At 45.6% G+C, this 15,675-nt stretch carries 11 protein-coding genes and 1 pseudogene; 4 read left to right on the top strand and 8 right to left on the bottom strand.

Going from position 1 to position 15,675, the window contains the following annotated elements:
- Nucleotide 1 precedes the first annotated feature (1 nt).
- The 3 genes and pseudogenes from V1L52_RS12410 to V1L52_RS12400 form a co-directional block, all read right to left on the bottom strand.
- Nucleotides 2–2,101 (bottom strand): annotated as a pseudogene (locus tag V1L52_RS12410) (methyl-accepting chemotaxis protein).
- A gap of 107 nt (nucleotides 2,102–2,208) precedes the next feature.
- Entirely contained in the window at nucleotides 2,209–3,735 is a 1,527-nt protein-coding gene (locus V1L52_RS12405; protein WP_428770103.1) for an HD domain-containing protein, read from the bottom strand.
- 12 nt (nucleotides 3,736–3,747) lie between these two features.
- Nucleotides 3,748–5,181: an MGH1-like glycoside hydrolase domain-containing protein gene (locus tag V1L52_RS12400; RefSeq protein ID WP_428770102.1), complete on the bottom strand. Its 1,434-nt coding sequence runs from the start codon at nucleotides 5,179–5,181 to the stop codon at nucleotides 3,748–3,750.
- 337 nt (nucleotides 5,182–5,518) lie between these two features.
- Here V1L52_RS12400 and V1L52_RS12395 point away from each other — a divergent pair, with 337 nt between their 5' ends.
- On the top strand, nucleotides 5,519–5,944 hold the full coding sequence (locus tag V1L52_RS12395; protein WP_428770101.1) for a hypothetical protein: 426 nt from the start codon (nucleotides 5,519–5,521) through the stop codon (nucleotides 5,942–5,944).
- Between the two features lie 80 nt (nucleotides 5,945–6,024).
- Here the strand turns inward: V1L52_RS12395 and V1L52_RS12390 are convergent, their stop codons facing one another.
- A complete protein-coding gene (locus V1L52_RS12390; protein WP_428770100.1) occupies nucleotides 6,025–7,863 on the bottom strand; it encodes a hypothetical protein in 1,839 nt (612 codons plus the stop codon).
- Nucleotides 7,864–7,927: 64 nt separating this feature from the next.
- Between V1L52_RS12390 and V1L52_RS12385 the strand changes: the two genes are divergently transcribed.
- From V1L52_RS12385 to V1L52_RS12375, 3 genes are read left to right on the top strand one after another with little or no spacing between them, the layout of a single operon-like run.
- A complete protein-coding gene (locus tag V1L52_RS12385; protein ID WP_428770099.1) occupies nucleotides 7,928–9,496 on the top strand; it encodes a tetratricopeptide repeat protein in 1,569 nt (522 codons plus the stop codon).
- Between the two features lie 28 nt (nucleotides 9,497–9,524).
- The gene (locus V1L52_RS12380) at nucleotides 9,525–10,700 is read left to right on the top strand and encodes a TraB/GumN family protein (protein ID WP_428770098.1); all 1,176 of its coding nucleotides are present in this window, start codon (nucleotides 9,525–9,527) and stop codon (nucleotides 10,698–10,700) included.
- Between the two features lie 21 nt (nucleotides 10,701–10,721).
- A complete protein-coding gene (locus V1L52_RS12375; protein WP_428770097.1) occupies nucleotides 10,722–11,363 on the top strand; it encodes a P13 family porin in 642 nt (213 codons plus the stop codon).
- Between the two features lie 26 nt (nucleotides 11,364–11,389).
- Here the strand turns inward: V1L52_RS12375 and radA are convergent, their stop codons facing one another.
- From radA to V1L52_RS12355, 4 genes are all read right to left on the bottom strand, one after another.
- Nucleotides 11,390–12,778, bottom strand: coding sequence for a DNA repair protein RadA (gene radA, locus V1L52_RS12370; RefSeq protein WP_428770096.1), 1,389 nt, complete (start codon nucleotides 12,776–12,778; stop codon nucleotides 11,390–11,392).
- A 259-nt stretch (nucleotides 12,779–13,037) separates the two neighbouring features.
- Nucleotides 13,038–13,952, bottom strand: coding sequence for an Rpn family recombination-promoting nuclease/putative transposase (locus V1L52_RS12365; protein ID WP_428770095.1), 915 nt, complete (start codon nucleotides 13,950–13,952; stop codon nucleotides 13,038–13,040).
- 567 nt (nucleotides 13,953–14,519) lie between these two features.
- Entirely contained in the window at nucleotides 14,520–14,795 is a 276-nt protein-coding gene (locus tag V1L52_RS12360; protein ID WP_428770094.1) for a hypothetical protein, read from the bottom strand.
- A 211-nt stretch (nucleotides 14,796–15,006) separates the two neighbouring features.
- Nucleotides 15,007–15,675 carry a rhomboid family intramembrane serine protease gene (locus V1L52_RS12355; protein WP_428770093.1) on the bottom strand — a complete coding sequence of 223 codons (669 nt, stop codon included), beginning with the start codon at nucleotides 15,673–15,675 and terminating at the stop codon, nucleotides 15,007–15,009.

Raw genomic sequence — 15,675 nt, 5'->3', positions numbered from 1 at the left:
CCTACACTTTAAACCGTTTCACCTCATCCGCCAAACGGGAAATACTTTGCCTGTTTTTTTGCGTAATGTCGTTTACGTCCTGTACGGCATTATTGATTTGGGTCGCCCCCGCAGCCATTTCGTTCATACTTTCGGAAATAATGCGGGTTAAGCTATCCAATTTATTCATTTCATCGGCCATTTGTTTACTTCCCCTGAGCATCTCCGAAGAACCTTCGTTCACCTGAACCGTTACGGCGTTTATATCCCGAATGGCGGCAAGAACTTCTTTACTCGCATTGCCCTGTTCGCGCATCGCTTCGGTTAAGCGGGTACTCATTGTTTTAACCTGTTCGGACAGCGTAAAGATAATATTGAATTTTTCTTCAACGGTTTTTGCCGAAGTCGACAACTCTTCAATTTCTCCGCTCAGATTTTTAAGCGTTGCCGTAATGGCTTTTCCCTGAGAACTCGATTCTTCGGCAAGTTTTCTTATTTCATCCGCAACAACGGCAAAGCCCTTACCGGCCTCTCCGGCATGGGCGGCCTCTATTGCCGCATTCATGGCAAGAAGGTTTGTCTGACTTGCAATATGCTGAATAACGCTCGAAGCTTCCATCAAACTGCCCGATTCTTCGGCAATCGTTTGGGTAATGCCGCTTGAACCGAGAAGGGTTTCTTTTCCGTCCGAAGTTGCCGATGCAAGATTTTTTATTACATCATCGGTTTTTTCAAGCGTATGCGTAATCGACTCGATATTTGCCACCATCTGCTCTATCGCTGCGGATGATTCGGCAACGCTTGCCGCCTGAGCTTCGATGCTGCCGTTAAGGTGCTCGATTGTATGAATGATTTCTTCGATAGTTGACGCCGTTTCGGTAACGCTGGCCGCTTGGGTTAAAGCCTGCTGTTTTACGCCGTCTATATTTGAACTTATTTCATGTACGGCGCTTGCCGTTTCGGTCATATTGCTTGCAAGCTCGTTACCGACATTTTGCATATTTTCGGTATTTGTTCCCACCGACCGTATAAGAGAGGCGATTTTTATAATCGTTTGATTAAAGAACTTCGACAACTCGGTAACTTCATCGTTGCCGATAAGAGGAAGCCTTACCGTTAAATCGCCCTCGCCCTGAGCAATGTCCGCAAGCGCATTTACAACGGTTTTAAGCGGCTTTACCATCGCATGGGCGATAAGATACACAACAACGACACTCAAAATCAACAAAACGACTCCCAAAGCTATCATAGAGTATCGAAGAATCTTAACCGTTCCCAAAAACTCATCTACCGGCGCCCTTACTATAACCTTCCAGCCGGTTGTCTTTAAAGTTGCATGAGACCCTATGTTTCCCGCGCCGTTAAACGTATAATAACCTACGGAAGGGTGTTCTTCCTGCATACTTGTTTTTGCAAAATTCGCAATGGATTCAAGGGCGGGATTCGTTTTTGCGTTTTCCTGAAAATTATCCTGCTTGATAACAAGCTCCGTGTTTTTATGGGCAACCGCAGTCCCCGTTAAGCCCAAAATAAAGCAATATCCCGTTTGCCCGACCTTAATATCGTCTATGTCTTCAGACAGTTTTGTTCCGCCGGTATCCACACATAAAACGCCGATAACGGTATTCGAATTTCCGTAAATCGGAACGGCAAGGGTGTTTACGAGCGTTCCGTTTACCCGTTCAATATAAGGCTCCGAAACGAAATTCTTACCCGATACCGCAGCTTGAAAATAGGGCCTATCGCTTACCTGAACGCTTGTTCCGTCTTCGGAATAAAAATTACCTTTCAAATCGATTATAAATAAATCGACGATTCTTTCATTACGTCATATTTCTTTTTTCAGTTCTTTTATTTTTTGTGCGTAGGTATATGAATCATCGCGTAATATCGGCATACGGGAAAGCCCTTCCAAAAACTGTAAAAACATAATCACCTTTGCATCGATAATTTCGGCGGTATCGGCTGCCTTATCGATAAGATGCGTTTCGACCTTTTCCAGAATAGCTTTTTTGGCAATTTTTCCGGCAATCAAGCCCTGAATACCGAGTGCAATTAAAAGCAACAATCCGAAGATAATAACCAGCTTTTTACGAATCGAAAAGATTTTCTGCTTTTTCATAGCTGTGCCGTTAAGCCTCCTTTTTACGGGATATCCTATAAAATAGTATATAATAACTTTTCGGATTCCGCAATAAAAATATAAACAAAACAACACTTAAGGTGTCATCAGGCGATACGGACATTGTAGCCGAATACGGACTCGAATAAATCGGCTTTTTCGGCAAGGGCGGTTTTTTCAAGGTTCATATTGTAGGAGCGCGGTATTTTAATAATAAGGGAATCTTCTTTTAAGATAATACGGATATCCGTTATATGCTGGGAATGGCTTCTGTCCAGGGCGTCGGCAATGCGTAAAATGGCGGCAAGCTTTAATACAAGGGTACGGTCGCTGCGCGGCAGCGTTACAAAGGCTTCCTCCGAAAGACGGCGCAGGGGACCGTTGTGGTACCGGGCGACAAGGGCAACGACCTGAATTCGGTCCTTTGTCAAACCGAAAATATCCGAATGCGATATAATGTATTGGCTGTGCAGTTGATGGTCGCTTCCCCGTATAAACATACCTACATCGTGCAAAATCGAAGCGACTTCAAGCAAAACGCGCGCTTCTTTGTCCAAGCCCAATTCGGATTCCATTTTGTCGTATATAAGAAGGGCCATTTTTCGTACGTATTGTGCATGATTTTCGTCTATACGGTATTTTTTGCCGATATTCAGGGCCGACGCGATAATCTGCGATATAAAGTCTTCCTGCAAACTGCTTTGGCCGGGCAGCTTACTCAGCAGCAAGCCTTCACGTATACTTGTATCCGACACGATTATTTTTTTTGCAGATGTCAGTTCTATAAACAGTTTATAGCTTAACAAACCTACCGGCAGGGCCCGTGCTTCCGTATAGCCGATTTTAAAACGGGCCATACATTCATCTGCGGAATATTGCTGCACTTCATCGACAAAGGCGGAAAAACGCTCCCTGTCTATGGAGCGGATCCGTTTACCGATTTTTTTGCCGGCTTCGCGGGCGGCAATTTGCATTTCGCTTCCGACCGTAATAAATTGGCGGATTTTTTGTAAGTTAGCCTCGGTATTAAGATTTACTCCGGCATTTTTTATAAAATCTTCCAAAAAGCGGCGCGCATCGTGACGAGAGCCCATCATGGACTTTGCATACTGCTCTATGATAACCGTTCCCAGTCTCAAACTGTGTACGGCGGCCATCTTTCCCTGTTCAAAGAGCATTATTTCCGTAGAACCGCCGCCGATTTCCAAAATAACCGAGTTTTGCCTTTGGATGCGCGGAGCATCCCGGTGCAGAGCTTCCAGCACCGCCAAATATATAAAGCGGTTTTCTTCAATGCCGTTTACAACGCGTATGCTAAATCCCGTTTTAACCTGTATGCGGTCTACAACGGTATCGCGGTTGCGCGCCTCGCGCAATGCGCTTGTTGCAATAACGCTGATATGCTCGTTGGCGATTTTCCAGCCTGCAAGCTGTTCGCGGAACCGGTTTAAAATATGCAAACACTGTAAAAGCGTATCCCGGCTGATTATTCCGCTTGTAAAGACGTCTCGTCCCAAAGAAACGGGCTGCTCGGAAAAATCAACGGTTTCCCATGAACCTTGAGAAGTAAGCTCGCATACCATCAGGCGTATGCCGGTAGACCCTATTTCTATAACCGCTTCCGGTGACTTCATGCCGTGCCGCCGTTAAAGCTTGTCTATAAGCATTGAGCATTTACCGGAGGGAATCGGAAGGGTTTTTTTCTTTTGGCCGAGGATATTGATGGTAAAATAGTAGAGCTTTTCGCTTTCCATTTGTATTTCCCATCCGCGTACGCTTTTGTTCGATAAAATCGTAATCATATTGCGTTTTAAAGACAGGTTTTCTATGCCCATAATTTCCAAGTTGGGAATTATCCAGTCGACGGTCTTACGGGGCAAACTTATGGATAAGCCGATAACGTTTTCTATCATAAGTGCGATTGCGGATAAGCCTGCAAAATGTAAATAGCGTTTGCGCGGAAATGTATTTTTTCCGCTCAATTTTGCAACTCCCTCTTTACCCGGAAGATAGGCTTCCCACAAATCGCCCTTTACGGCCTTATCATCTCCGTGAGGAAACATGGCATCCAATATATAATAAAGGTGGCGGATTGCCGCTTCGCGCGCCAAATCGTAGCGCTGATATTTTTCCAGTCCCTTTATAATCATAAAATTAAAGGAGGGAAAAACGCTGCCGCGGTAGCCTTCCCCGTCCTGACTGAATTTTTTTTCATCGGCCGAGAGGGTCGGGAAGGGGTGATCGGTGCCGAATGTTTTGGGATTCGTTAAATGCGAAATCAATAATTCGGCCTTGTCTTCATTCGGGATTTCAGCCAAAAGCGGCCAAAAACCTGCTGCCGTTTTATGCGGAAGCTGTTCTCCTTTTTCGTTCAAGTCGTGATAAAACCCCGTATCCTTATTCCACATCAGGGTATTGATACGCGTTTTAAGCGAAAAATACAGCCGTTTATACTGGAAATTCAAATCCTTTTCGTTAAGAATATCGCCGAGGGCCGCCATATAAAGGGCACTGACCGCCATGGCGCTGTTAAAATCGATCGGATAAAAGGTTTTATCGCGCGGAGAATTGAACATGCCTCCTGCTTGGACCGGTACGGCATATAAACCGTTTTCTTTTTTAAAAGAAGTTTCAATCCATGTCATGTACTTTTGCAACACGGGCATCACTTCTTTTATGCGCCGCTTATTTGCCGATTTATGATAGAGATTGAATTCCGCCCATGCAAAAAGGGGAAGGGCCAGGGCTTCGGGATTATCCTTGGGCACAATCGGAGAATTATCGGCAAGGTTGTATTGACGGCGGATAGCTCCGTTTTCTTCCTGACGTTTGTATAAATAATCAAGGTTTTGATGTGCCGGAAAGTTGCGGTTCGAGTATACCAAAAAAAACGAAGCAAAGGTTGACTCCGTTTGGTCTATAATTAAGGGTTGATTTTCTTCCGGATATACAAAATAGTCGGTTTCTTCTTGAGCCTCAGAGGTCAGCCAAAAATTTTGAACCCAAGACCATGTTTTATCGTATATATCTACAAAATCCTGATCATAAAAATGAATTTTCGGAAAATCGCGTTTATTCACAGATACTCCTTGCACTTATGCGATTTTAGGCAAAGCCGTTAGTGTCATTATAACATACTTTTTGAAAAAATGATACAAATTTCCGAAAAAAAATTTGCAGCAACAGAGATACAAGGGGTAAAAAGCGTTTCTTATAAAAAAATCGGTTTTTATAATATTCGGATTTGACTTTTTTGATATTCGGATATACAATCTTAATACAAGAGCGGGATGTCGGCATACAATTTGTACAGACAAAGACTGGTCCAACGGAAACCTTATCGGGTTTAAAGGCTTTTTTGATGCCCGATATGCGGTTGCCGAAATCGGTATGAATGTACTTGTCGGAAAGCCTAAAATGACGAGGAAGGAGACATGGTCTGGCGGTACAGACAGTTCCATTGATTTTGATATAAAAGCAAATTTTCTTCACATGGGTATCTTCGGTAAATATCCTTTCAGTGTTGCCGAAAAAATCAAGGTATTTCCCTTACTCGGTTTCGATTTCGATATTCCCCTTTCGGTAAAAGTCGCGGATAGTTACGGGATAGGGGTCGATGATTTAAAAAAAGAATTAAACCGCGTATGGCTCGACATGGGAGCGGGTGCCGATTTCTTTGTAACCGGTAACCTGTATGTACGTCCTCAGGCACTGTTCGGTATCAAATTGAATCAAACAAAGGGTGAAAAGGAGCTCAAGAAACTCGCCAAAGATCAAGACACCAAGTTTTTAAACTTCGGTTATAAATTCAATATCGGCGTAGGCGTAGGATATAAGTTCTAATAAGCCTGTTCGGTAAATCAAGCGGCAGGCTCTTTCTTGTACGGGCCGGCCGCTTTTTTTGTTTAAACCGTAAAAACCCGTTAAAAAGCGGGTATATAGGAGGCCGGCGGCTCGCTTTCGGCAGCGGCCGTTTCGGGGGCTGCCGCAGCGTTTTCGGTATCCGCGCTTTCGGCCTCTTCCGTTTGTACCGGAGCTTCTTCTGCGCGGGAACGGTAGCCTAAACGCACGGTTTCGGTTGCCGATTTATGCCGGAATTTTAAAAACAGGGTTTTGGATTCGGCATTGTATACGTAGCCTGAAGAATTGTAGGTTTCAAAGCGCGGGTCGGTGCGGAACTGTATACCGTAAATTTCGATTGATGTAAAGGGTTCGATCCCGCCTAAAATCATATAATGGCTTTCTTCCTGTATAAAATCGGTGTGAAAAACAACTTCACCGTCTTCTTTTGAATACCGGATATTTTGCGCAGCCGTCCATGCCCAAACGGGAGTGCCGTTTTCAAAGCCGATAACCCTCATATGAGGATAAAAGGGGGTGCCTGCGGCTATATAAGGATAGAGTTCCGCAAGCATTTTAATATCTTCGGTTTCGCTGCCGTCAAGCAGGCTTGCCGATAAAAGTCTTCCTCCCGCCTGTATAGCGGTATTTTGTACGGTTTCTCCGTACCGCTGTAAGGCGCGCGCGGCCTTTGCGCTCAGCACCGCATTTGCCCGAATATCCTTATCCGTAAGATAGAGGTCTCCCGTTTCGCTTATTGTACAGGCCGCTTCCAAAACGGAAATACAGGTATCCAATACGGGTTCGAGACGCGCCGCATTTGCAGGTTGTATCGGATATAACACGGTATATAAATCCAAAATGCCTGCGGCCTGGGCGGCGGTGGGTGTAAAAGCTTCAACTGCGGCCGGAAGCGATAAAACGGGGGCTGCTTCGGATACCGGAAGTTGGAGTAAAACGAGGGGCAGGCGGTCAAGTTCAAAAACATCCAGGTTGTTTTTATCAAGCGAGTATTTTATGCGGTATAAAATGTTTTCGCGCTCCATAACCAGCGTTTGATTCATTTTAACCAATGTGTTAAAATAAGGGGCTGTAAGATAGGTCCGTTTTGTGCTTTCTTTAAATGAGGCCGGAACCGTACCGACAGCGGTATGGTAGCTTCCCCGAACGGCATTTTCGGCTATATAGGCTGCAACGAGGCTTTCGTTGATATTTTCCGGAGCCGTGTATGCAAAATTTTCAAAAATTTTCAAACGCGCCTTTTCGGTGAGTTTTTTCAAACGTTCTTCTGAGGCCTTTTCGGAGCCTGCAATTGACGCAAACGAAAAAGAGCGGGGCTCTTCGTAGACGGCAAAATGAACTGCGGAAGCCGAAGAAGAAAGCTTTATGCGGTCGGCGCTTAAAGTTTGTGCCTGTAAAATACGGGTTTCGTGTTTTGATTTTATAATTGCGCGGAATTGATTTATATCCGTAACGCTGTAGCTTTCCGTTGTTTTATAAGGTATGGATACGGAACGGGCTTGAGAAGGAAGTTCGGCCTTTAACACCGGCTGTCCTGCCGCGCCGCTAAAAAACAGAGAAATATCGTCGGAAAAGAAAAGGGTAAAAGAATCGGGCCCCGTTTCTTCCCATTTTTCCAAAACGGGAACGAGGGTTCTTTTGCCCGATAACTCAACCGTCATCGGCGATGATTCGGTAGAATAAACCGTTAAACCTTTTCCCGAAACGTAAAAGCCGTTTTTTAAAGTGCGGGATTGCGGAGATTCGGATTCGGGCTTTGTATAAGATAAGCGCAGCTGTAAAAAGCCGAAAAGCTTTGAAAAAGAGGATTCATTCCTAAATTGAAGCATAAAAATGCCGAAAATAGTAATACCGTAGACAAGGGTAAGAATTATAAATTTACGAACGGGATTATGTGCCATTTGTACCAGTGTACTCAATGATGGCCTTAAAATCAACTCCCCGTAAAATAATAAGGGAAAATCGATGATTAAAAATTTGCAAAAAACAAAGAACTTTATGCCGTTGCTTTGTCTGGTTCTGTTTATTATCGCCGCCTGTAAAACAACCGAGCCTGCCGCCGATATAAAGGCGGAACAAAGCCTTGTACAGACCGAAACAGTCGTCGGCGAAGATGTGAAACCGGCAGCATCGTCCGAAAAAGTACAAGACGTTCAAAAAAAAGCCGAACAAAAGGCGCCTGCGCAAACGCAGCAAAAAAAACAGGATGCTTTTACCGCCGAAGCCTTTACGGGAAATTTACAAAAGCTTCTCCAAAAAGGCGATATGAAGCAGGCGCTCGACTCTTTCGATGCGATTCCCGAAACACATAAAAACAATGAAGATTTGAATTACATGCATGCTTCATTGCTGCTTTCTGCAGGAGAAGTGCAAAAAGCTGCCGAAAAAACCGCAGCCCTGGTTAAACAAAATCCGGGAAATGAAAATATTCAGCTTTTAAGCGCGATGGTTGCACGGGCAGGCGGCGACGGTAAAAAAAGCACCGAAATTATCCGTTCTATTTTAAAGAAAAACCCGAAAAATCCGGATGCGAATGCCGCCCTTGCGAACAGTTTTATGCTTGTACGCAATTTTAAGCAGGCGAACCTGTATTTTAAAAAAGGGTTGGAAGGCAATCCGGAACATTCGGCCTGTTTATTCGGTTACGGGCAGACATCCTGGTATTTGAATGATATCGATAAGGCAAAAGCAACTTTTATAAAGCTTTCGGTATTGGAACCTGAAAACGATATGGCCTGGTCGTATCTTGCCAAACTTTCCGGTGAAGCGCGTGATTATGAAAAAGCTTTGGAATACATTCAAAAAGCGACAGCTTTAAACCCCGATGATTATCACCATCAGCTTGATGCCGGCTCCTATTATTTAGGATTGGAAAAGCCGAATGAAGCCGAAAAAGCCTGGACAAAGGCGATTAAAATAGAACCCGATTATTTTTTAGCCTATACCTACCGCGGCGGTTTACGGGATGAACAGGGAAAATACGAATCGGCCCTCGATGATTACCGCAATGTTATCCGTTGTAATCCGAAATACTATTATGCATACGAATCGGTTGCCATGCTTGCATGGCGCATAGAAAATTGGGAAGAAGCGCTGCAGGGTTTTGTAAAAGCCTCCGAAATGAATCCTGAAAACACCTCGTATAAATTGATGATTTCGGCTTGTTACCGAAAGATGAATAATTCGGCGGCAAATAAAGAATATCTTTCCAAGGCTATGCGCAACATGGATAAACAAAGTCTTGACTACCTTATGCTCAGGTTATATTATGACGAATTGGGCGACGGAAACGTTTTACATAGGACGGTAAACCAGGACAGCCGCACGATAAAGGGAAAGATGCTTTTTTATATGGCTCTTTTTTATGAATTGACGGGCAAAAAGAATTTAGCCCATAAAATTTATCTTGAAGTTGCCGATATGCAGTCACCCCTCTTTTTTGAATACCGGCTTACGCAATGGGCTGTTGAAAAAATGTCCGAAACGGAAAAACGAACGGCTGCCGAAGATAGAGCTGCGGAAAAAGCCCGCTAAAAACGGATAAAATACCATAGGAAAGAATATGCAAACCGTAAAAAAACTGCTGTTACAAAACCGCGAAATTATATTGCTGGGAACCGCTCATATTTCCAAAGAAAGTATGGAAGAAGCCGACCGCAGCATACGGGAGTTTAAGCCCGATTGCGTTGCCGTGGAACTCGATGAACAGCGTTATAAATCGATGCAGGATCCCGAATCGTGGAAAAATCTGGATATCGTTAAAGTATTAAAAGAAAAACGCGGTTTTATTATGCTTGCAAACCTTGTGCTCGGTTCTTTTCAGCGCAGAATGGGTTCGGATGTGGGCGTAAAACCCGGAGATGAAATGCGCGCTGCGGTCAAGGCGGCGGAAGAAGAACATATTCCGGTTGCGCTTGTAGACCGTCCCATTCAGGTAACGCTCAGGCGCGCATGGGCACAAAATTCCTTTTGGGGGAAAATAAAGCTTTTATCCGCCCTTTTGGCGGCCGCCTTTGAAAAAGAAGAAATCTCGGCGGAAGACATAGAAAACCTGAAAAGCTCAAACGAAATGGATTCCATGATGAGCGAATTGGCGGCTTATTTACCGGCCGTAAAAACCGTTCTCATAGACGAACGGGACCGCTATCTTGCTTCCCGCATCTGGGAAGTAAAAGGAAACAAGGTGCTTGCCGTCTTAGGCGCCGGACACCTTCCGGGAGTTGAAGCACATCTGAATAAAATCACCTCGGGGGAAGCGGACTGCGGCACGGCCGATATAGAAAGCGTGCCTCCTGCGGGTATAGGCTCAAAAATTGCGGGCTGGATTTTTCCCCTTGTTTTGGTCGCCTTGATTATTGCAGGCTTTTTTATAAACGGCGCCCAAGCTTCTTTGGATATGCTTATACGCTGGGTTTTATGGAACGGTTCCCTTGCGGCCCTCGGCACCCTGTTGGCCCTGGGGCATCCGCTTGCGATTATTACCGGCTTTATCGGGGCTCCCTTGGGTACCGTAAACCCCTTTCTTGCGGTCGGTCTTTTTACGGGACTTGTACAGGCATGGATTCGTAAGCCCAAGGTAGAAGATATGGAAGGTCTTGCCGACGATGCGGCTTCTCTAAAGGGGCTGTATAAAAACCGCATAGGCCGCGTGCTTTTGGTATTCTTTTTATCGAGCTTGGGAGGCGCGATAGGCAACTTTATCGCCGTTCCGGCCCTTGTAGGCTCCCTATTTCAGTAAATATTTTTATAGGAGGATAAAATGAAAAAAATTACGGTTTGTCTTTTGTCGGTTTTTCTCTTCGTTTTTTTATCGGAACAAAGTCTTTTTGCCTCGGCACCGGAGAGGGAAAATCATGTACAAAATATTTCGCATATGCTGCAAACTAAGGGCTTAAAAAAGAATTTTAACAATATTTATACCGAAGCCGCCTTTCTTTCTTTCGGTGAAAAACAACAGCTGTATTCATCATGCAAAGATGAGCCGCTTGCCCCCTTTCTTATAAACTGGCTAATCGGCTTCGGAATAGGCTCTTTTGTTCAAAAAGATTATCTTTCAGGCGGCCTTTGTTTAACGGCGGATATAACATCCTACGGCTTAGGCTTGACCGGGTTGATACTCTGGCAAAAAGAGTTTTTTGATGCCTCCCGTAACGCGGATAAAGACGCCGGCAGCCTTTTCCGCATGGTTTTCAGCATGGGGAAGGCCTTGCCTTTTATTGTTGCGGGAGGAATTCTTTCTACGGCTTTCCGCATATACGGAATGATTGCGCCTTGGGTATACGGCGCTTCATACAATAAACGGCTGGAGGAAGCGCTCCGCATGGGAGAAGCCCGCGTAAGCATAACACCCCTTGTACTGCCGGATGCGTCCTGCGGCCTTGCCCTGCGTCTTGAATTGTGATTGTGCCGTTTTAGAGTCCCCGATTTTCAGCGGAACAGGGTTTTTATTAAAGATTGAATATCGCTAACGGCGATAATATCTTCTTCTTTTTCGGGGCCTAACACCCGCGTAAAGCCCAGCGTATGCGCCGCCTTTGCCCGCTGTTTTAAGCGGTTTACGGGGCGTATTTCTCCTGCAAGGCTCAGTTCTCCGGTTACCGCCGTTTTTTCAGGCGGCGCAATGTCCGTGCGCGCCGAATAAAGGGCCGCCGCCAGTGCCGCATCTATTGCGCTTTCGGTTAAGCGGACGCCTCCTGCAACGTTTATGTAAATATCCTGATCGCTGAAGCGCAATCCCGCCCGCTTTTCCAAAACGGCGGCAACACGGCTTACGCGCGCATTGTCTATTTTATCGGAATAGACGCGGGTTATTGCCGACTTTGCGGGAACCGTCAGTGCCTGCAATTCAACCATAAATACGCGGCTTCCTTCAAATACGGGAACGACCGCCGTCCCTGCCGGAATGGCGCCGCTTCGCCGCACGATAAACAGTGCCGACGGGTCTTCCACCGGCACAAGACCTTTTTCCGTCATCGAAAAAATACCCAGTTCGTCCACCGAACCGAAACGGTTTTTTAAGGCGCGCAAAAAACGCACGCGGTCGTCGTTTTGTTCAAATGAAATAACCGTATCCACCAAGTGCTCAAGGGCTTTGGGGCCGGCAATGCTTCCGTCTTTGGTAACGTGGGCGCTCATAAAAAGCACCGCGTCGCGTTCTTTTACCCATGCGGTCAATTCGGCGGCACAGTATTTTAATTGATTAACCGTACCCGGCACCGGCCCCGCATCCGCCGATGAAACGGTTTGAATCGAGTCGATAATGACACAGACAGGATTTAAAGCATTCAGCGCGTTTTCTATATCGTCGAGGCGGTTTGAGCAGAGAATTTCGATGCCGTCTTTTTCAAGTTCCAAGCGGTCGGCGCGCGCTCTTATTTGAGAAGCGGCTTCTTCTCCCGACACGTAGAGTACGCGCGCTTTTGCGCCGGAAGCTCCCTGTCCGGGCGCAAGCTGAGAACGCACGGCAGAGGCGGTTTGAATAAGGAGGGTGGATTTTCCGATGCCCGGCTCTCCGCCTATGAGCACCGCCGAGCGTTTAACCGCTCCCCCTCCGAGCACCCTGTCGAGTTCGCTTATGCCCGTTATAATGCGTGTGCCGAGGGCGGGATCCACCGCCGAAAGGGGCAGGGGACGAGCCCGTTCTCGCACTCCCTCCGCACTGCGCGTCCCGAAGGGTACTGTTGCCGAATCGTCCGCTATACATTCGACCAGGGTATTCCACTCTCCGCAGTCGGGACAGCGCCCCATCCACCGAGGCTGGCTGTATCCGCATGAAGAGCATTTAAAAAAAGTTGAAGAGCCTTTTTTCTTTGCCATGGATTAAGTATAGGGACGGATTTTACCGTTGTCAAGATTGTTCAAGAAAATCCGGCCGAAAGCCGTATGTCCCACCGTGCCGTCCGTTACTGCGGCGATATCTTTCATTGTAAAGCTGACAGAGCCGATTGTATAGGTTTTACCTGGAGGCAATGCGGACGAGGCGCCGTCACTAAAGAAAGCTCCGCCTTCCTCTTTCGGCCATCCTTTTTTTCCGCCCTTTTCGGTTTGCAGGTAAGCGTTCTGCGCATTTTCTATTTTACAGCTGTGCGATTTCCGCTTCGGAAAGCCCGGTAATTTTTTGGATATCGGTAAGCGGGTAATTCAAAGCTTTCATTGACGATGCCGTTTGCAGTTTGTTGTGATAGGCTCCTTTTTCAAGTCCGATGGCTTCGCCCTCTCTTTTTCCCGCTTCAACACCCTTTGTATACCCGAAGTGTTCCCAAGATGCTTTATCGTGTTCATACTTCATGCGATTTTCATACAGCCATCGCGCTTTCGGGTCTTGCAGCATTACATCCACCGTTTCATTTGCCTGTTCCATTACAGGAGAATTATCCGCCAACATAGCGCGCACCTCCTTTTCGTCGGTTTCTATAAACCTTAACCAATTTACCAGCCGTTCCGTTTTTGTATTCGCCTCGATTACGGAATCCGGCACTTGCCGGTCTTTTGCTTTGGCTAAGTTCAAAAAGTGAATTTCAAGTTCATCGGAAAGCTCCATGTAAAGCTGCCTTTCAAGTATCCGATATTCACTGTGCAAAAGGTCGTTTAGCTTAAAACCTTCACCGACTATATTTATTGTAATACACTTAGGAAGTTTTGTATACACTTCTCCTTTCTGTAAGTTTTCGGTATACATTTTCGCCCAATAAAAGACGGTACGCTGTGCAAATTCATCGTTCCATCTGTTTTGGATTTCGATGTCAATAGCTGTACCGTTTTTAAGGCGCAGTTTTACATCCAAAATACCGGTTTTATCATCGAGCGAGTCATTGTGGAATTCCTTGTCCAAAAGTTCCAATTCTGCAATGTCTTGAGTCGGGATGTCCAACACACAGTCCAAAAAGTCCCGTAAGACAGCCTTGTTTTCTTCCGTGCCGAAGACCCTTTTGAACGCATAGTCATTTCTTAGAGTGATTTTGAATACGTCAGCCGATTTCTTTTCCCCCATACTTCACCTCTCCTATACTGTTTTACAAGTGAGTACATTTTCAAATGTGCGAACCTAAACTTGTAAATCAACGATGTTTACAGCAGGACACTGTTCTGCTGTAAACTCGAGTTAAAGAGAGCGGCGATAGCTTAGCCGCTCTCTTTAAACATTATTGGGTTTAATATGAAAAAAAACAGACTTTTTTTAGAAAAAAATCAGTGTTTTTGTGAAAAAAGTGCAGTTTTTTAGGAAACTGTAGAAAGTGTGAAAAGAGAACGATCATTCAACCTGTTCGGAAGCTTCCGTTTCGGAACAGGTTTATTAGATAATACTAAACTTTATGCTGTTTTTTTCTTTTACGCTTCGGCCCCTGCTTAACTTAATATCTAAACATATACTTTGTTTTTTTCATACCGTCATAGAGGGCCGCAAATACCATATGTCCTCAAGTTTCGCTTGCAAAACTTGAAGCTAAAAATCGTACAGGAGGTACGATTTTTAGCAACGGTACGTGCAAGGTAGGGCTGATTTCGGCGAAGAATAGAGCTGTCCGAAAAATTCAGCTTTTAGGCAGTTTCCTGATTTTCATATTCCGCCGCCGGGGAGCTCCTCAGCCGCAAGAATTTGCTCTGGTGTAGGCGTGTGCACCCTTTCCATTTTTGTCTTCGAAAATATCATTGTGTTGCTATTAATAACCTTAAAGTTCACAAAGGCGTACGGATCTGCCCATATCCGGCCTTTCAAAAGCTTTCCGGTCGATACCACCTGATCCGCCTGATACATCTTCCCTTGCCAAAAGTACGTATACGGCTGACCGCTGTTATGAGGAAATGTTGTAGTAGTGCCGTCTGGGTTTTCCATGGAAATCCACCTCCACACTCCCTCTATGGAAGGATCTCCGCCCGTTCCGCCGACTGCATAACGTGCTGAGAAGATTTGTAACCGGTATTACAGCTTATTATGTTCGGCAGTATAGCATGTTTTATATACAGTATCAAGTCTTACGGTTTAACCGGATGGATATGAAAAATTACCCGTGATGCATTAAAAACAGTGTGTAATTTTTTACTGTTCAAATTTCAGATATCTGTTTAGTCCGTGTTCTTCGCGAAGAAGCGGGAGAGGCTGCAAAGGCAAAGAGGCTGCCGCACAAGCCGCCTGCAATATGGGCAAGGGTTGCAAGTAAGGCTGCGTTTTCTCCGAAAGCGGCGGCCGGACTGCCGTTTGAAGCGGCGGATATGCCGAACAGGGGAAAGAGTTTAGCGAACAGATACAGGGCAAAAAGCAAAATATTTGTAAAAACAATGCCCTCTTTTTTTGCGCAGGCAAACGTATAAAGAACAATCATTAAAAAAACGATGCCGTCGCTGCCGTATAAGACGGACGGAGAAAAGACGGCGCAACAAATGCCCGATACAAAGGCCGCCGCTCCCATCATAAGGGACAGTACGGCAGCTCCGTAGCGTTCTTCCAAGCGGGGGGCCAAAAGCAGTATGAGGGCGGCATTCGTTCCGAAGCTCAGGGCATCTTTATGGCCGAAAATATGGACAAAAAGCCGAAGATAATGAAGGGGGGCCGCAGGATTAAAGGCGGCCGGGCTTCCCTGCCGTGCCGGTGCCGAAAAAAAAGCGTTTATAATAGCGTCTCCCGTAAAGCGCGACAGCACCAAAATAACGGTACAGGCAAGGACAAAGCCGCCTGAAAGCGGAGAAGTATATACAACGCGGATTTTTTTTGCCAT

The organism is Treponema sp. HNW (assembly GCF_050320395.1).
Classification (GTDB): Bacteria; Spirochaetota; Spirochaetia; order Treponematales; family Treponemataceae; genus Treponema_C.
This window is presented reverse-complemented; position numbering and strand designations above follow the sequence as displayed.

What these genes read in the sequence shown, in the direction of transcription:
- V1L52_RS12405 (WP_428770103.1), bottom strand. Translation starts at nt 3,735, where the DNA reads ATGAAGTCACCGGAAGCGGTTATAGAAATAGGGTCTACCGGCATACGC.
- V1L52_RS12395 (WP_428770101.1), top strand. Translation starts at nt 5,519, where the DNA reads ATGACGAGGAAGGAGACATGGTCTGGCGGTACAGACAGTTCCATTGAT.
- V1L52_RS12390 (WP_428770100.1), bottom strand. Translation starts at nt 7,863, where the DNA reads ATGGCACATAATCCCGTTCGTAAATTTATAATTCTTACCCTTGTCTAC.
- V1L52_RS12385 (WP_428770099.1), top strand. Translation starts at nt 7,928, where the DNA reads ATGATTAAAAATTTGCAAAAAACAAAGAACTTTATGCCGTTGCTTTGT.
- V1L52_RS12380 (WP_428770098.1), top strand. Translation starts at nt 9,525, where the DNA reads ATGCAAACCGTAAAAAAACTGCTGTTACAAAACCGCGAAATTATATTG.
- V1L52_RS12375 (WP_428770097.1), top strand. Translation starts at nt 10,722, where the DNA reads ATGAAAAAAATTACGGTTTGTCTTTTGTCGGTTTTTCTCTTCGTTTTT.
- radA (WP_428770096.1), bottom strand. Translation starts at nt 12,778, where the DNA reads ATGGCAAAGAAAAAAGGCTCTTCAACTTTTTTTAAATGCTCTTCATGC.
- V1L52_RS12365 (WP_428770095.1), bottom strand. Translation starts at nt 13,952, where the DNA reads ATGGGGGAAAAGAAATCGGCTGACGTATTCAAAATCACTCTAAGAAAT.
- V1L52_RS12360 (WP_428770094.1), bottom strand. Translation starts at nt 14,795, where the DNA reads ATGGAAAACCCAGACGGCACTACTACAACATTTCCTCATAACAGCGGT.
- V1L52_RS12355 (WP_428770093.1), bottom strand. Translation starts at nt 15,675, where the DNA reads ATGGCAAAAAAAATCCGCGTTGTATATACTTCTCCGCTTTCAGGCGGC.